14 protein-coding genes are annotated in these 14,525 nt (G+C 65.7%); 8 read left to right on the forward strand and 6 right to left on the reverse strand.

Annotation, left to right across the window (positions count from 1 at the left end; translation table 11 throughout):
* Both J7367_RS11435 and J7367_RS11440 read right to left on the reverse strand, forming a co-directional pair.
* Nucleotides 1-1,860, reverse strand: a complete 1,860-nt coding sequence (locus J7367_RS11435; protein WP_057660038.1) for a ferrous iron transporter B — start codon at nt 1,858-1,860, stop codon at nt 1-3.
* On the reverse strand, nt 1,857-2,105 hold the full coding sequence (locus J7367_RS11440) for a FeoA family protein (protein WP_003486267.1): 249 nt from the start codon (nt 2,103-2,105) through the stop codon (nt 1,857-1,859). The genes J7367_RS11435 and J7367_RS11440 overlap by 4 nt, the downstream gene beginning before the upstream one ends.
* A 114-nt stretch (nt 2,106-2,219) precedes the next feature.
* Between J7367_RS11440 and J7367_RS11445 the strand changes: the two genes are divergently transcribed.
* The 6 genes from J7367_RS11445 (at nt 2,220) to J7367_RS11470 (ending at nt 6,386) form a co-directional block, all read left to right on the forward strand.
* Nucleotides 2,220-3,017 carry an enoyl-CoA hydratase-related protein gene (locus J7367_RS11445; RefSeq protein WP_057660040.1) on the forward strand — a complete coding sequence of 266 codons (798 nt, stop codon included), beginning with the start codon at nt 2,220-2,222 and terminating at the stop codon, nt 3,015-3,017.
* Nucleotides 3,014-3,403 carry a VOC family protein gene (locus J7367_RS11450; RefSeq protein ID WP_057660042.1) on the forward strand — a complete coding sequence of 130 codons (390 nt, stop codon included), beginning with the start codon at nt 3,014-3,016 and terminating at the stop codon, nt 3,401-3,403. Before J7367_RS11445 ends, J7367_RS11450 begins: the two co-directional genes overlap by 4 nt.
* Nucleotides 3,404-3,509: 106 nt before the next feature.
* On the forward strand, nt 3,510-4,406 hold the full coding sequence (locus J7367_RS11455) for a hydroxymethylglutaryl-CoA lyase (protein ID WP_007962941.1): 897 nt from the start codon (nt 3,510-3,512) through the stop codon (nt 4,404-4,406).
* Nucleotides 4,407-4,542: 136 nt separating this feature from the next.
* Nucleotides 4,543-5,313 carry an SDR family NAD(P)-dependent oxidoreductase gene (locus J7367_RS11460; RefSeq protein ID WP_022559064.1) on the forward strand — a complete coding sequence of 257 codons (771 nt, stop codon included), beginning with the start codon at nt 4,543-4,545 and terminating at the stop codon, nt 5,311-5,313.
* A 120-nt stretch (nt 5,314-5,433) separates the two neighbouring features.
* Nucleotides 5,434-6,000, forward strand: a complete 567-nt coding sequence (gene yeiP, locus J7367_RS11465) for an elongation factor P-like protein YeiP (RefSeq protein ID WP_007962938.1) — start codon at nt 5,434-5,436, stop codon at nt 5,998-6,000.
* On the forward strand, nt 6,000-6,386 hold the full coding sequence (locus J7367_RS11470; protein ID WP_007962937.1) for a hypothetical protein: 387 nt from the start codon (nt 6,000-6,002) through the stop codon (nt 6,384-6,386). The genes yeiP and J7367_RS11470 overlap by 1 nt, the downstream gene beginning before the upstream one ends.
* Before the next feature lie 229 nt (nt 6,387-6,615).
* Here J7367_RS11470 and J7367_RS11475 read toward each other — a convergent pair whose 3' ends face one another.
* The 3 genes from J7367_RS11475 to J7367_RS11485 are packed head-to-tail and all read right to left on the reverse strand — an operon-like array spanning nt 6,616 to nt 10,221.
* Nucleotides 6,616-8,472 carry a DUF4105 domain-containing protein gene (locus J7367_RS11475; protein ID WP_057660045.1) on the reverse strand — a complete coding sequence of 619 codons (1,857 nt, stop codon included), beginning with the start codon at nt 8,470-8,472 and terminating at the stop codon, nt 6,616-6,618.
* The gene (locus J7367_RS11480; RefSeq protein ID WP_022559060.1) at nt 8,469-8,768 is read right to left on the reverse strand and encodes a DUF2388 domain-containing protein; all 300 of its coding nucleotides are present in this window, start codon (nt 8,766-8,768) and stop codon (nt 8,469-8,471) included. Before J7367_RS11480 ends, J7367_RS11475 begins: the two co-directional genes overlap by 4 nt.
* A gap of 34 nt (nt 8,769-8,802) precedes the next feature.
* A complete protein-coding gene (locus tag J7367_RS11485; RefSeq protein WP_022559059.1) occupies nt 8,803-10,221 on the reverse strand; it encodes an FAD-binding oxidoreductase in 1,419 nt (472 codons plus the stop codon).
* A gap of 208 nt (nt 10,222-10,429) precedes the next feature.
* On the opposite strand from J7367_RS11485, the gene serA reads away from it, so the two are divergent.
* Nucleotides 10,430-11,671: a phosphoglycerate dehydrogenase gene (gene serA, locus J7367_RS11490; RefSeq protein WP_057660046.1), complete on the forward strand. Its 1,242-nt coding sequence runs from the start codon at nt 10,430-10,432 to the stop codon at nt 11,669-11,671.
* 572 nt (nt 11,672-12,243) lie between these two features.
* Here the strand turns inward: serA and J7367_RS11495 are convergent.
* Entirely contained in the window at nt 12,244-12,909 is a 666-nt protein-coding gene (locus tag J7367_RS11495) for an NUDIX hydrolase (RefSeq protein ID WP_244667756.1), read from the reverse strand.
* Between the two features lie 141 nt (nt 12,910-13,050).
* On the opposite strand from J7367_RS11495, the gene J7367_RS11500 reads away from it, so the two are divergent.
* On the forward strand, nt 13,051-14,523 hold the full coding sequence (locus tag J7367_RS11500) for an amino acid permease (RefSeq protein ID WP_057660048.1): 1,473 nt from the start codon (nt 13,051-13,053) through the stop codon (nt 14,521-14,523).
* Nucleotides 14,524-14,525: the final 2 nt, after the last annotated feature.

Here is a 14,525-nt window from a genome sequence, read left to right on the forward strand (position 1 = left end):
TCAGCCGGCTCCCAGCAGCACGGCCAGTTGGTAAGTCACCAGCGACGCCAGGTAGGCCAGCGCGAACAGGTACACCGCACTGATGGTCATCTGCTTCCACGAGTTGGTTTCGCGCTTGATCGTGGCCAGGGTGGAGATGCACATCGGTGCGTAGATGTACCAGACCAGCAGCGACAACGCGGTGGCCAGCGACCAACCGTCGCTGATCAACGGCGACAGCGCCTGGGCTGCTGCGTCGTCGTCGGCAGCGGACAACGCGTACACCGTGGCCAGCGAGGCCACCGCCACTTCGCGCGCAGCCAGGCCGGGAATCAACGCGATGCAGATCTGCCAGTTGAAGCCCAGCGGTGCGAAGAACACTGCCATTGCGTGACCGATACGACCGGCGAAGCTGTAGTCGATTGCCGGCAAGGTGGCATTGGCCGGCGCCTCGGGAAACGACAGCAGGAACCATAGCAGGATGGTCAGCGCCAGGATGATGCCGCCCACGCGCTTGAGGAAGATCCATGCGCGCTCCCACAGCCCCAGCGCCAGATCGCGCACCTGCGGGACGCGATAGGACGGCAGCTCCAGCATCAACGGGTGCTCGCTCTTGTCGCGCCGCCATTTCTTCATCGTCCACGAGACCAGCAGCGCACTGACGATGGCCGCAGCGTACAGACCGAACAGCACCAGCCCCTGCTGGTTGAAGATGCCCCACACGGTCCTCTGCGGAATGAAGGCGCCGATCAACAACGCATACACCGGCAGCCGCGCCGAACAGGTCATCAACGGCGCGACCATGATGGTGGCGAGCCGGTCGCGCGGGTCCTGGATGCTGCGCGTGGACATGATGCCCGGCACCGCACACGCAAAACTCGACAACAGCGGAATGAACGAGCGCCCCGACAAACCGGCCACCGACATCATGCGATCGAGCAGAAACGCCGCACGTGGCAGATAGCCGGATTCTTCCAATGCCAGGATGAAGGCGAACAGGATCAGGATCTGCGGCAGGAACACGATCACCCCGCCCAGTCCGGCGATGACGCCATCCTTGAGCAAGCTGTTGAGTGGACCTTCCGGCAGGGTCGCGCCGACCCAATCGCCCAAGGCAGCGGTGCCGCCGTCGATCAGGTCCATGACCGGCGCAGCCCAGGCATAGACCGCCTGGAAGATCAGGAACATCACCACCGCCAGCGTGACCAGGCCCCAGATCGGATGCAGCAGCCAGCGGTCCAACGCATCATCCACACGCGAGGTGCGGGTGGGCATGGTCACCGCTGCGCCAAGGATCTGCCGCACCAGCGCGTGATAATTACCGTCGGCCGGCGGATTGGCGGCGGGCGCCGCCAGGCGCGCCGCCTGCGCATCGAGCCGCTCGACCAGCACCTTGGCACCACCGCGCCGCACCGCCACCGTTTCGACCACCGGCACGCCGAGCGCCTGCTCCAGCGCCGGCAGGTCGATGACAATGCCGCGCCGCTGTGCGGCATCCATCATGTTCAGCGCCACGATCATCGGGCGGCCGAGCTCGCGCAACTCCAACGCAAAGCGCAGATGCAGGCGCAGATTGGTCGCGTCCATCACATAGACCAGCACGTCCGGCGCCGGCTCGCCCGGATAAAAGCCACGGCACAGGTCGCGGGTGATCGCCTCGTCCAGGCTCGCCGGTTGCAGGCTGTAGGCGCCGGGCAGATCCAGCACCGCAAAGTCGCGCCCGGACGGTGCGCGGAAGTGCCCTTCCTTACGCTCGACGGTGACGCCGGTGTAGTTGGCCACTTTCTGCCGGCTGCCGGTGAGCTGGTTGAACAGTGCGGTCTTGCCGCTGTTGGGGTTGCCAACCAGCGCCAGACGCAGAGGAACGCTGGCCGCGCTCATGCCGATCCTCCCGCATGGCGCACCTGCACGCGCGCAGCCTCGCTGCGCCGCAGGGCAAACCGCGTGTAGCCCACCTGCACCAACAATGGCTCGCGACCGACCGGCCCGGTGGCCAGCACCGTGACTTCCTCGCCTGCGACAAACCCCAACTCCCGCAAGCGCCGGGCGATCGTGTCGTTGGGGAGACGATCCTCCACGGAATCCACGATGGCGGCGCGATGCAAAGGCATGTCGGACAGCGTCACAAAGACGGCCTGATTGTTAGGAATGGTTCTCAATTCTAGCATCGACGCACCGCGTCATGGCTCCGGCGACCCGGCCCGCTATCATGGTTCGCATCCCATTCATGGACGGACGCAATGCAGGACACCGGCTTGATCGTCGAAGACCACGGAGCGGTCCGCACCTTGCGGTTGCATCGCCCCGCAGTCCACAACGCCTTCGATGCGACGCTGATCGCCGCGCTGACCGATGCATTGCGCGAGGCTGGCCGGGCGTCGCAGATCCGTATCGTCGTGCTGACCGGTGATGGCGCGGCCTTTTCGGCCGGCGCGGACCTGCACTGGATGCGCGGCATGGCCAGCGCCAACGAAGCGGAGAACGCCGCCGATGCATTGGCACTGGCGCAGCTGATGCGCACCCTCGATGAACTGCCCAAGCCCACCATCGCGCGCGTCAACGGGACCGCCTTCGGCGGCGGTGTCGGCCTGGTGGCGTGTTGCGATATCGCCATCGGTTGTACCGAGGCGCGCTTTGGCCTGACCGAGAGCAAGCTCGGCCTGCTGCCGGCGGTCATTTCGCCTTATGTGGTTGCAGCGATCGGTGCGCGCCAGGCGCGGCGCTGGTTCGCAACCGCCGAGATCTTCGATGCCGGCACCGCGCAGTTGCTGGGTCTGCTGCACCAACTGGTGGCCGCCGATCAGCTGGATATCGCCGTGGAGCGGCAGGTCCGTCTGCTGCTGGCAGCGGCGCCGCTGGCCACCAGCAGCGCCAAGGCGCTGGTGCGCTCGGTGCTGCCACCTGCCGACCGCGATGCCATCGATGCCGCCAATGCGGCGTTGATTGCCCGTCTGCGCGTGTCGCCCGAAGGCCAGGAAGGCCTGGGGGCGTTCCTCGACAAGCGCAGCGCCGCGTGGGTGCCGGAGAGCATGGCGTGAGCGCGATCGATCATATCGGCCTGGCCTGCAGCGATCTGCAAACCAGCACCGCGTTCTACCAGGCCGCGCTCGCGCCCCTGGGCATCGCGCTGCTGGTGGAACTGACGGCCGCGCAGACCGGCGGCCGCGCGCATGCCGGCTTCGGCACCGAGCGCCCGTTTCTCTGGCTGGGCTCCCACGCGCAGACGCCGGGCACCATCCATGTCGCGCTGACGGCGACCGACCGCGACAGCGTCGATGCGTTTCATCGTGCTGCGCTGGCCGCCGGCGGCCGCGATCACCGCGCACCCGGCCTGCGCCCGCATTACCACCCACACTATTACAGCGCCTTCGTGCTCGACCCTGATGGCCACAATTGCGAAGCGGTCTGCCACCTCCCCGCATGAGTATCTTTCCGATGTCCCTGGTTTCCCTATTCGCGCATTCGGCCGCCACCACGCCTGCGGTTGTGGCGACGCCTGTACGCCGTCATGCGCGCCGCGACGTGAGCGCATGAGCGACTTCGTCCGCATCGTCGAAGTTGGCCCACGCGATGGCCTGCAAAACGAAGCGCAGCCGATCGCCACTGCCGACAAGATCGCGTTGATCGATCAACTCTCGGCCACCGGGCTGCGCACGATCGAAGCAACCAGCTTCGTCAGCCCACGCTGGGTACCGCAGCTGGCCGACGCCGCCGAGGTGTTTGCCGGCATCGCGCGGGCGCCGGGCATCGCATATCCGGTGCTGGTGCCCAACCTGCAGGGCTACGAACGCGCACGCGCCGCCGGGGCGCAGGAAGTGGCGGTATTCACCGCAGCATCGGAGGCGTTCAATCGCACCAATACCAACGCAGGCATCGACGAATCGATCGAACGGTTTCGGCCGATCCTGCAGCAGGCCGCGCTCGATGGCGTACGCGTGCGCGGCTACGTCTCCACCGTGCTGGGCTGCCCGTACCAGGGCGAGGTGCCGGTGACCGACGTGGTGGATGTGGCACAACGTCTGCACGCGCTCGGCTGCTATGAAATCTCGCTGGGCGACACCATTGGCGTGGGCACGCCGGTCAAGGCGCGTCGGATGTTGGCCGCGGTGGCGCAGGCCGTGCCGATGCCGGCATTGGCGGTGCATTTCCACGACACCTATGGGCAGGCGCTGGCCAATATCGCGGCCTGCCTGGAGCAAGGCGTACGCGTGATCGATGCGGCCGTGTCCGGTGCGGGCGGCTGCCCGTATGCCAGGGGCGCCAGCGGCAACGTGGCCAGCGAAGACGTGGTGTACCTGTTGCAGGGGCTGGGCATGCCCACCGGCATCGACCTGCCCGCCCTGGCCCGTACCGGCCGCTGGCTGGCGCAGCTGCTCGGTCGCGACACCGGCAGCAAGGTCGGCAAGGCGTTGGCTGCCGCCGGCTGAGATCTCCCTGCCCGCGCAATCGTGCATCACCTACCACCGCGATCACGCAGGAGCTTGGGCTAGAATTGCCGACCGCTCCGCCGATCGTTCGTTTGCCGCTACCACCGGCCATCAACGCGACTCAGGGAACCAACGCATGCAGCCATCTTCTGTCCTTGCCATCGTGACCGGCGGCGTCTCCGGTCTCGGCCTGGCTGTCGCACAGCGCCTGGTGGCCGACGGTGGCAAGGTCGCGCTGTTCGATGTCAACGCCGACAAGGCCGAGGCGGCGCTGGCGCTGCTCGGTGCCGGCAACGCGCATTATCTCGCCACCGATGTCACCGATGAGGCCCAGGTCGCGGCCAATGTGGCGCAGGCTACGCAGGCGCTGGGCGGATTGAATCTGGTGGTCAATTGCGCCGGCATCCTCGGCGCCGGCCGCGTATTGGGCAAGGAAGCGCCCATGCCGCTGGCCACCTTCCGCAACGCCGTGCTGGTGAATCTGGTCGGCAGCTTCAATGTGGCCAAGGCCGCGGCCGATGTCATGCAACACAACACCAGCGGCGATGACGGCGAGCGCGGCGTGATCGTCAATACCGCCTCGGTCGCCGCATTCGAGGGCCAGATTGGCCAGGCAGCATATGCGGCAAGCAAAGGCGGCGTGGTCGGCATGACCTTGCCGATGGCGCGCGAACTGGCCCGCTTCGGCATTCGCGTGATGACGATCGCGCCGGGCGTGTTCTGGACCCCGATGGTCGACGGCATGCCCGAGGCCGTGCAGCAATCGCTGGCCGCCTCCATCCCGTTCCCCTCGCGCCTCGGCCAGCCCGACGAATACGCCGACACCGTCGCCTTCATCCTGCGCAACCGCTACCTCAACGGCGAAGTGATCCGCCTGGACGGCGGCGTGCGGTTGGCGCCCAAATAGCCGGGATTGGGGATTCGGGATTGGGGATTGGTCGCAGCGAGAACGCCGTACCCTCCCCGCCTCCTGCAATCCTGTTTTTGCCAATCCCAAATCCCCAATCCCTAATCTCTGACTGAAGCCATGAAAGCCAACGACATCAAGAAAGGCAACGTCGTCGAATACAACGGCGGCATTTACCAGGTCCGCGACATCGAACGCAGCTCGCCGCAGGGCCGCGGCGGCAATGTGCGCTTTCGTTTCATCATGTACAGCGTGCCGGGCGGAGTGAAAACCGACGCCAGCTTCGATGCCGACGACAACCTGCCGGAAGTCGAGCTGCTGCGCCGGCAGTCCACGTTCTCGTACAAGGACGGCGAGGCGTTCGTGTTCATGGACGACGAAGACTTCACCCCGTACACGCTGGATGCGGACGTGATCGGCACCGACGCCGGCTACATCACCGACGGTCTGACCGGCATCTATGTGCAAGTGATCGACGACCAGCCGGTGGCCGTCCAACTGCCGCAGACGGTGACGCTGGAAGTGGTGGAGACGCCGCCGGAATTGAAGGGCGGCACCGCCACCAAGCGGCCCAAGCCGGCCAAGCTCAACACCGGCATGGAAATCATGGTGCCCGAGTACATCACCAATGGCGAACGCGTGCTGGTCAACACCACCACGGGCGAATTTGCCGGTCGCGCCGACTGATGCGTCGCCTTGCCGTTGTCGTGGCCGTGGGTGTGCTGGCGGCCTGCAGCGTGCAACAAGCACCGACGCAGGCCGCAACGCCTGCGCCGGTGGCCTGCACCGATCCCAAGGTGGAAGACGAATGGCTGCAGCATCCGGCAGGCCTGTGCGGCATGCCGGAGGATGTGCGCAAACTGGTCGAGGACTACGACACCTGCGAGCACTTCGCCGGCGAAGAGCCGTATGACGCCGACCGCCGGCATGAAATCGAAGTGGCCGTGGCACAGTTCTGCACGCCGGCACCGGCACGCCTGGCCACGTTGATGCAGCGGTACCGCAACGACGCGCATGTCAGCCAATGGCTGCGTCAGTATGCAAAGCAAGCGGATCTGCAACCAGCCGGCTGAGATACATCGGCTGACATGACAGCTGTGTGCTGATGCGGTGGGTTACTCCTGCTAGTGGCAGCGTAGTCAGAACTCACAGCTGCGGACTGCCGCCCTTCCTTATTTCGCCGAGAGAAGACGGCGCGCTGCCCCCTCAATGAGGGCGAGGCAATTCGGGAGAATGCTGGCTGCCCCCCTCATCCCAACCCCTCTCCCGACGGGAGAGCGCCAAGCAACTCACCCGTTCTGGTCAGGGTCGCGATTGCGCGTGCGCGGGGGTGAACACATCCGCGGCGGCGGCATCACCGCGCGCAAGCACGCGCAGGCGCGCACGCAAACGTTCCACATTCGCTTCGCCCTGCTCCAACCCATTGCGCATGTTGGCCGGCAATTGCTGCCGTCCAGCCAACTGCAGCTGTTTCCAGCCGCCGACCAACACCGCGCTTTCCTGCGCCACGCGCGCGCTCAGCTGTTGCTGCTCGTCCGCTTGCGGCAAGCCATACCCCGCGCTGCCCAGCAGCACCGCCGGATGACTGAGTTGCGCCTGGCGCGCGAACAGCGCTTGCAGCTGTCCCTGCACTGCGTCGCGCGCGGCCATGCCCGGTTGCAACAGGCGCTTGAGCGCATCGCGCGCCAGTAATTCCTGACGACGCAGGGCCGCCTGTTCCAGCAACAATGCCGCTGCAGTCTCGCGCAGGCCACCGCGTCCGAACCATTGCGCGCGCACCTCGGGCGTGGCATCCAGCCACTGCGCGACAGTTGTTTGCGGCACCGCGATGCCGCGCCGGACGACATCGAACATGGTTTGGTAATGCGCCGCCGCCGATTCGAAGTAATAGCCCTGACGGATGGCTTGTGCAGGGTCGTCCAGCACCCGCAGATCGGCGATGCCGGCACGCTGCAGTCGCTGCCGTACCCCGCGCGGCGTGATCGAGGACAAGTTCGCTGCAGCCAGACGCGGCACCCCGTCATGCAGCAACTTATAGGTCTCCACCGCGCAGTTGTTGCCGATGAAGTAATAGTGCCCGTCGTAACTCCAGTGCACCTGCGCGGCGCGCTTCAGCAGGGCCGCGATCTCATCGGGCGCCAGTGTCAGCGGCACCGACGACAGGGCACGCAATTCCACCTTGGTGTATTCGTCGACCACCTGATTCAACGGCAGCACGAACAGCCGCGACGGATACGAGCCGGTGAGCCCACGCCAGCTGGAAATCTGCACATCGCCCACGAACGCGCGGAACGACAGCACACGGTGGTACTGCAGATCCAGCCGGCATGCCGGGCCTGGTGCGCGCCCGGGTGCACAGATCACCAGGCGCAACATGCTATGGCCCCAGCGGCTCATCGGCTGCTCGTTGCCCTCGGCAAGCAGATAGTCCACCGCGTACACGCGTGCCGGATCCAGCGACAGCAACGACATCGCACCGGCATCGTTGTCGGCCTGCAGGTACGGCAACGCAGTCTCGCAGGGCGTAGCGCCCCGCGGCGTACCGAGGCGCTGCGCAAACCAGGCCGCCAGCGCAGGGCGCCGGCAGGCGTAGTCGGCGTCCAGCACGTAATGCTCGAGATTGACCGCAACGAACTCGGCCGGGCTGCGACGTTCGTACGCGTCCGGGCTGCGGTCACTGAACCGATTTGCGCCGCGCCCTACCCGCCACGGCCGTACCTGCCAGCCGGCAAGATCACGCAGGCGCGGATCGCGCGACAACGCGCTGTGTGCGCCGCGATCGAGCACATGCGCCAGTTCGTGTATGAGCGCAGCCATCGCCGCGCGCGTGGCCGCCGCGCTGCGATCGGCACTTGCATCGTCGGATTGCGCGCTCCACGCCTGCAGCAGCGCGCGATCGAGCAGGATGCGATTGCCGATTGCACGGCCGTGTACCTGCATCGGCAGATCGGTGCGCCATTGCAGCTGGATCGGGGCGGTCATCCGCTGGGTCCAGCCTTGCGGCAATCGCTGTGCGACCTGCTGCACCAGCGCATTACTTGCGTCGATTTGCGCCGCAGGCAAATCCGAGGGAACAACCTCCAACAACAGTTCGGCCTGCGCCTGCGGTGCGATCAAGGCAGCCAGCAGCAGCCAACCGCACCGCCGGCGCAGACTCACTGGGCCAGAACGGACTGCGCCAGTTCCAGGTCGCTGGCCAGCCGCGCCGCGTCGCTACGGCTACGCAACTGCACCAACGCCGCTTCCAGACGCGCGCCGCGGATGACGCCATCGCTGGCAACAAAGCCGGCCGCATCTTCGCGGGCGTCGGCCACCACCTTGTCGTCGCCGGAACTGCTGCCGGAAGAATTGGACGAGCCAGCCGACGAGGCACCTGCCGAAGTGCCGGCCAGGCTGGATGCGAACGCTGCCAGCGGCAGCAGCGTCAAAGCGCAGAACACGAGGGAGCGCATCATGGGCTGATCGATTCCGTGTGAAGGTGCTGGAAGACTAACCGGCGGGCGTGTCGGCAGGTGCGTCATGCGTCGCGAACAGCTTGCCGGGATTCAGCAAAAGATGAGGATCGAGCACATGTTTGATGCCGCGCATCAAGGCGATTTCCTCGGCAGAGCGCGTGCTCCATAGATAGGCCTTCTTGACCAGGCCGATGCCGTGTTCGGCGGAAATGCTGCCGTCGAAACGCTGCAGGGCCTGCGCCAGCAACTTGGTGACCTGATCGCAGGCCGCAACGAAATCGCCCTGGCTGGTGCCATCGGGTTTGAGCACGTTGATGTGCAGGTTGCCATCGCCGATATGCCCGAACCACACCACATCGAAGTGCGGATACGCCTGGCTGAGCAAGGCCTGGGTTTCGGCCAGGAATGCGGGCATCGCCGAGATGCGCACCGACACGTCGTTCTTGTACGGCGTATAGCGCGCCAGCGCTTCGGTGATGCCTTCGCGCAGGCGCCACAGTTGCGCGGCCTGCGCATCGCTCTGGCTGATCACGCCATCGCTGACCCAGCCCTGCTCCATGCAGGTCTCGAAGGCCGCCATCGCAGCCGCCTCCTGCGCCTCGTCGCCTGCCGCGAATTCGGTGACCACGTAATACGGGTGGACCTCGGCGAACGGCGCCTGCGCGCCATGCGCAAGCACATGCTCCAGCGCGCGATCGGTAAAAAATTCGAACGCCTCCAAACGCAGCTGCGCGCGAAACGCGGCGAACACCTGCATCAATACGTCGAAGGACGGCAATGCCAGCAGCATCACGTTGCTGGGCGGCGGCGGGTCGGTCAGCCGCAACGTGGCTTCGACGACGATGCCGAGCGTGCCTTCAGAGCCGATCATCAGATGCCGGAAGTCGTAGCCGCTGGAATTCTTCACCAGCGCATTGTTGAGTTCCAGCAACTCGCCGCCACCTGTGACCACCTTCAACCCGGCCACCCATTCGCGCGTATTGCCGTAGCGGATCACCCGGATGCCGCCGGCATTGGTGGCGATATTGCCGCCGATCGAACACGAGCCGCGTGCCGCGAAATCCACCGGGTACACCAGCCCATGCTCGCGCGCGGCGTTGTGCACCGCTTCCAGCGGCATGCCGGCCTGCACGGTGAGCGTGCGATCCACTGCATTGAAATCCAGCGGTTTGTTCAACCGCTCCAGGCTCAACACCAATTCGCCGTTGGCCGCCACTGCGCCGCCGGACAAGCCCGTGCGCCCGCCCGAGGGCACCACCGCCACGGCTTGCGCGTTTGCCCAACGCATGACCGCCTGCACTTCCTCCACCGAGCCGGGCAAGGCGATGGCGAGCGGGTTCGGCGTCCAGCGGCGCGTCCAGTCGCGCCCGTAGTGCTCCAGGTCGGCCGGCTCGGTCTTCAAACGCAACGCAGGCACGGCCTGTTGCAACGAAAGGATGCGGGGATCGGTCATGGCACGCGGCGCTGCGGTAGGAACCGCACAGCGTGCCAGCGCCGGCCTGCCCCGTCCAGCCGGCGCACTCCCGGCCGACGCCGCGTTGGATTCAGCTGAAACCGTTGCACCGCAAGGGCTTCGCCGGTGCAAACACTGCGTTGCGACCGCCCAATCGCGCACCCCATCTGGCATAGTTGCCGACCCGATTGCTGCAGTGCGTTCCCCCATGTCGCCGAAGAAAACCTCGTTTCCCAAGCAGGACATCCGCGTGCTGTTGCTGGAAGGCATCAGCCCGACCGCCGTAGACGTGTTCCGTGCCGCCGGCTACTCGCAGATCGAACTGCACGCCAAATCGCTGCCGGAAGACGAGTTGATCGCCCGCATCGCCGACGCGCATATCGTCGGTATCCGCTCGCGCACGCAGCTGAGCGCCGACGTGCTGGCGCACGCCAAGCGCCTGATCGCAGTCGGCTGCTTCTGCATCGGCACCAACCAGGTCGACCTGGACGCGGCCGAGCTGGCCGGCATCCCGGTGTTCAACGCGCCCTACTCCAACACCCGCAGCGTGGCCGAACTGGTCATCGCCGAGGCGATCCTGCTCCTGCGCGGCATTCCGCAGAAGAACGCGCAATGCCATCGCGGTGGCTGGTCCAAATCGGCCACCGGCAGCCACGAAACGCGCGGCAAGGTGCTGGGCATCGTCGGCTACGGGCATATCGGCACCCAGGTCGGCGTGCTGGCCGAATCGCTTGGCATGCAGGTGATCTTCCACGATATCGAAACCAAGCTGTCGTTGGGCAATGCCCGCGCGGCGATCGATCTGGACGACCTGCTGGCACGCGCGGACGTGGTGACCTTGCACGTGCCGGAAACGCCGTCGACCAAGGACATGATCGGCGCACCGGAGATCGCCCGCATGAAACCCGGCGCGCATCTCATCAACGCCTCGCGTGGCACCGTCATCGACATCGACGCGCTGGATGCGGCGCTCACCTCCGGCCAGATCGGCGGCGCGGCGGTGGATGTCTTCCCGATCGAGCCCAAGGGCAATGGCGATGCGTTCGAATCGCCGCTCACTGCGCACGACAACGTGATCCTGACCCCGCACGTGGGCGGCAGCACGCTGGAAGCGCAGGACAACATCGGCATTGAGGTCGCCGCCAAACTGGTGCGCTATAGCGACAACGGCAGCACCTTGTCGGCGGTGAACTTCCCGGAAGTCACCCTGCCCGAGCATGCCGAAAGCCTGCGTTTGCTGCACATCCATCGCAACGTACCGGGCGTGCTGTCGCAGATCAACGAACTGTTTTCGCGCCACAACGTCAATATCGATGGCCAGTTCCTGCGCACCGACCCCAAGGTGGGCTATGTGGTCATCGATGTCGGCGCCAGCGAGGAACTTGCCGGCGTACTGAAGGACGAGCTGGGGCAGATCACCGGCACCTTGCGGACCCGGGTCCTTTATTGAGCGGGATTGGGGATTCGGGATTCGGGATTCGCAACAGCGCTGCGCGGCAACCTGTGGGTTCATCGGTCCAATCACGCTGCAGAAGGTAAAACATGGGAGTCGGCTAGGTCGATCGGCGCCGGACCACCGCCTCTACCAATCCCGAATCCCAAATCGCTAATCCCGGCTCTTCAGTGACCGGGATTGGGGAATCGGGATTCGCAACAGCGCTGCGCGGAACTGGCGGGTTCACCGGTCCAATCACGCTGCGGGCAGGGAACATGGGAACCGGCCACGTGGATAGCCGCCGGGTCACCGCTTCTACCAATCCCAAATCCCGAATCGCTAATCCCGGCTCTTCAGTTACCGGAATCGTGATTCGGGATTCGCAACAGCGCTACGCGGCAACTGGCGGGTTCACCGGTCCAATCACGCTGTAGGAGGTAAAAACATGGGGGCCGGCTAGGTAGATCGGCGCCGGACCACCGCCTCTACCAATCCTGAATCCCGAATCCCGGCTCTTCAGTTACCGGGATTGGGGAATCGGGATTCGCAATAGCGCTACGCGGCAACTGGCGGGTTCACCGGTCCAATCACGCTGTAGGAGGTAAAAACATGGGGCCGGCTAGGTAGATCGGCGCCGGACCACCGCCTCTACCAATCCCGAATCCCGAATCCCGGCTCTCCAGCCACTTCTCCGCCATTCGACGCAGCGATGGATCGAGCTCGGGCTCCGCAAGCAGCTCGGCAATCGGGCGCCATGCCAGTGCCAGCGATTCTTCGCTGACCTCGAATGCCTCGTCCGCACCGGCCACCACCACGTATCGCGCATCAAAGTGCCAGTGCCCCGCCACGTCGCCGCGCGCCGGAATCCAGTGACGGTCCAGATCGAACAGCTCTCCGTCGGCCAGCCGCAAGCCGACGAGCCCGGATTCCTCCTCCGCTTCGCGTAACGCCACCTGGGCCAGATCGCGGTCGCCATCGGCGTGCCCGCCCAGCTGCAGCCAGCGCTGCAGCTTGCGGTGATGGGTCAGCAAGGTGCGTGTGCCGTCGGCGCTCACCACCCACGCCGAGCCGGTGAAATGACCTTCGACACGCTCGCGCACGAACGGATCGGTGGCATCGTCCAGCAGTTGCGCGAACTGCTCGGCCAGCGCGGCTTCCTCCGGCCAACGCAGGCGGTACGCCGCCAATTGCTGCTGCAGGGTTGTATCCACCATCGCTCGTTCTCGGGCGCCCGGTGCGGGCCAGGCGGCCATTATCGCCATTCATGCTGCGTACGCGCTTGTCGTGAGCGTGTAGCTTTGGCAAGGTAGGCCGCTTGCCTGTCCCACCGGGATGCGGCGCACCAATTCGTCCGGGCGCCTGCGCCTGCGCTTTGCCACTTAGGGATGTACCGAATGCTGAAGTCTCTGTTGAGGGTCAAACCGATCGAGCCCGCCGGCCACGTCGATGCGGGCGAACCGGTCGAAGGTAGCCTGCAAGGCGAAGCCACGTTGCAACGGACCCTCACAGCCAAGCACCTGATCATGCTCGGTATCGGCGCGGTGATCGGCGCCGGCATCTTCGTGCTGACCGGCCAGGCCGCGGCCAATCACGCCGGCCCGGCGGTGATGCTGTCGTTCGTGTTCGCCGGTATCGCCTGCGCCTTCGCCGGCCTGTGCTACGCCGAGTTCGCCGCGATGATGCCGGTCTCCGGCAGCGCCTATTCGTATTCATACGCCACGCTCGGCGAAGGCATCGCCTGGTTCATCGGCTGGTGTCTGGTGCTGGAATACCTGTTCGCCGGCTCCAGCGTTGCGGTCGGCTGGTCTGCCTACCTGATCAGCTTCATCACCGGCACCCTGGGGTTGCCGTTCCCCGCAGAACTCGCGGGTGCGCCGCTGGCCTGGGACGGCCACGGCTTTGTCAGCTCCGGCAACCTGGTCAACCTGCCGGCCGTGCTGATCGTCGCCGCAGTGAGCATCCTGTGCTACGTCGGCGTCACCCAGTCGGCGTTCGCCAACGCGATCGTGGTGGCGATCAAGGTCGTGGTGATCTGCCTGTTCGTGGGCTTCGGCATTGCCTATATCGACCCGGCGAACTGGCACCCCTTCATCCCGGAAAATACCGGCCCTGGCCAGTTCGGCTGGGACGGGGTGTTTCGCGCCGCGTCCATCGTGTTCTTCTCCTACATCGGCTTCGACGCGGTTTCCACCTCCGCCGGCGAGACCAAGGATCCGCAGAAGAACATGCCGATCGGCATCCTGGTGTCGCTGGCCATCTGCACCATCATCTACATCATCGTCTGCGCAGTGCTGACCGGCCTGCTGCCCTACACCCAGCTCGGCACCGCCAAGCCGGTGGCCACCGCGCTGGAAGCCCATCCGCAATTGACCTGGCTCAAGACCGCGGTGGAAATCGGTGCCATCGCCGGCCTGTCGTCGGTGGTGCTGGTGATGCTGATGGCGCAGCCGCGCATCTTCTACACCATGGCCAAGGATGGGCTGATGCCCAAGCTGTTCGGCAAGGTGCATCCGACATTCCGCACGCCTTACGTCGGCACGCTCTTCGTGGGCGTGGTCGCCGCGCTGCTGGCCGGGGTGATCCCGTTGAACGTGCTGGGCGAACTCGTCTCGATGGGTACCCTGCTCGCCTTCGCCACGGTCTGCGCTGGCGTGCTGGTGCTGCGCTTCACCAAGCCCGACCTGGCGCGCCCGTTCCGGGTGCCGCTGGCGATGGTGATCTGCCCACTGGGCGCGTTGGCCTGCCTGTTCCTGTTCTTCCAGGCCTTTCAGGAACACTGGAAGGTGTTCGTGGGCTGGACCGTGATTGGCCTGGCGATCTACTTCGGCTACGGCATCCACCACAGTCGCCTCGCGAAACGGGCCTAACC

Origin of the sequence: Xanthomonas sp. D-36-1 (genome assembly GCF_017746155.1) — a bacterium.
Taxonomy (GTDB): Bacteria; Pseudomonadota; Gammaproteobacteria; order Xanthomonadales; family Xanthomonadaceae; genus Xanthomonas; species Xanthomonas cissicola.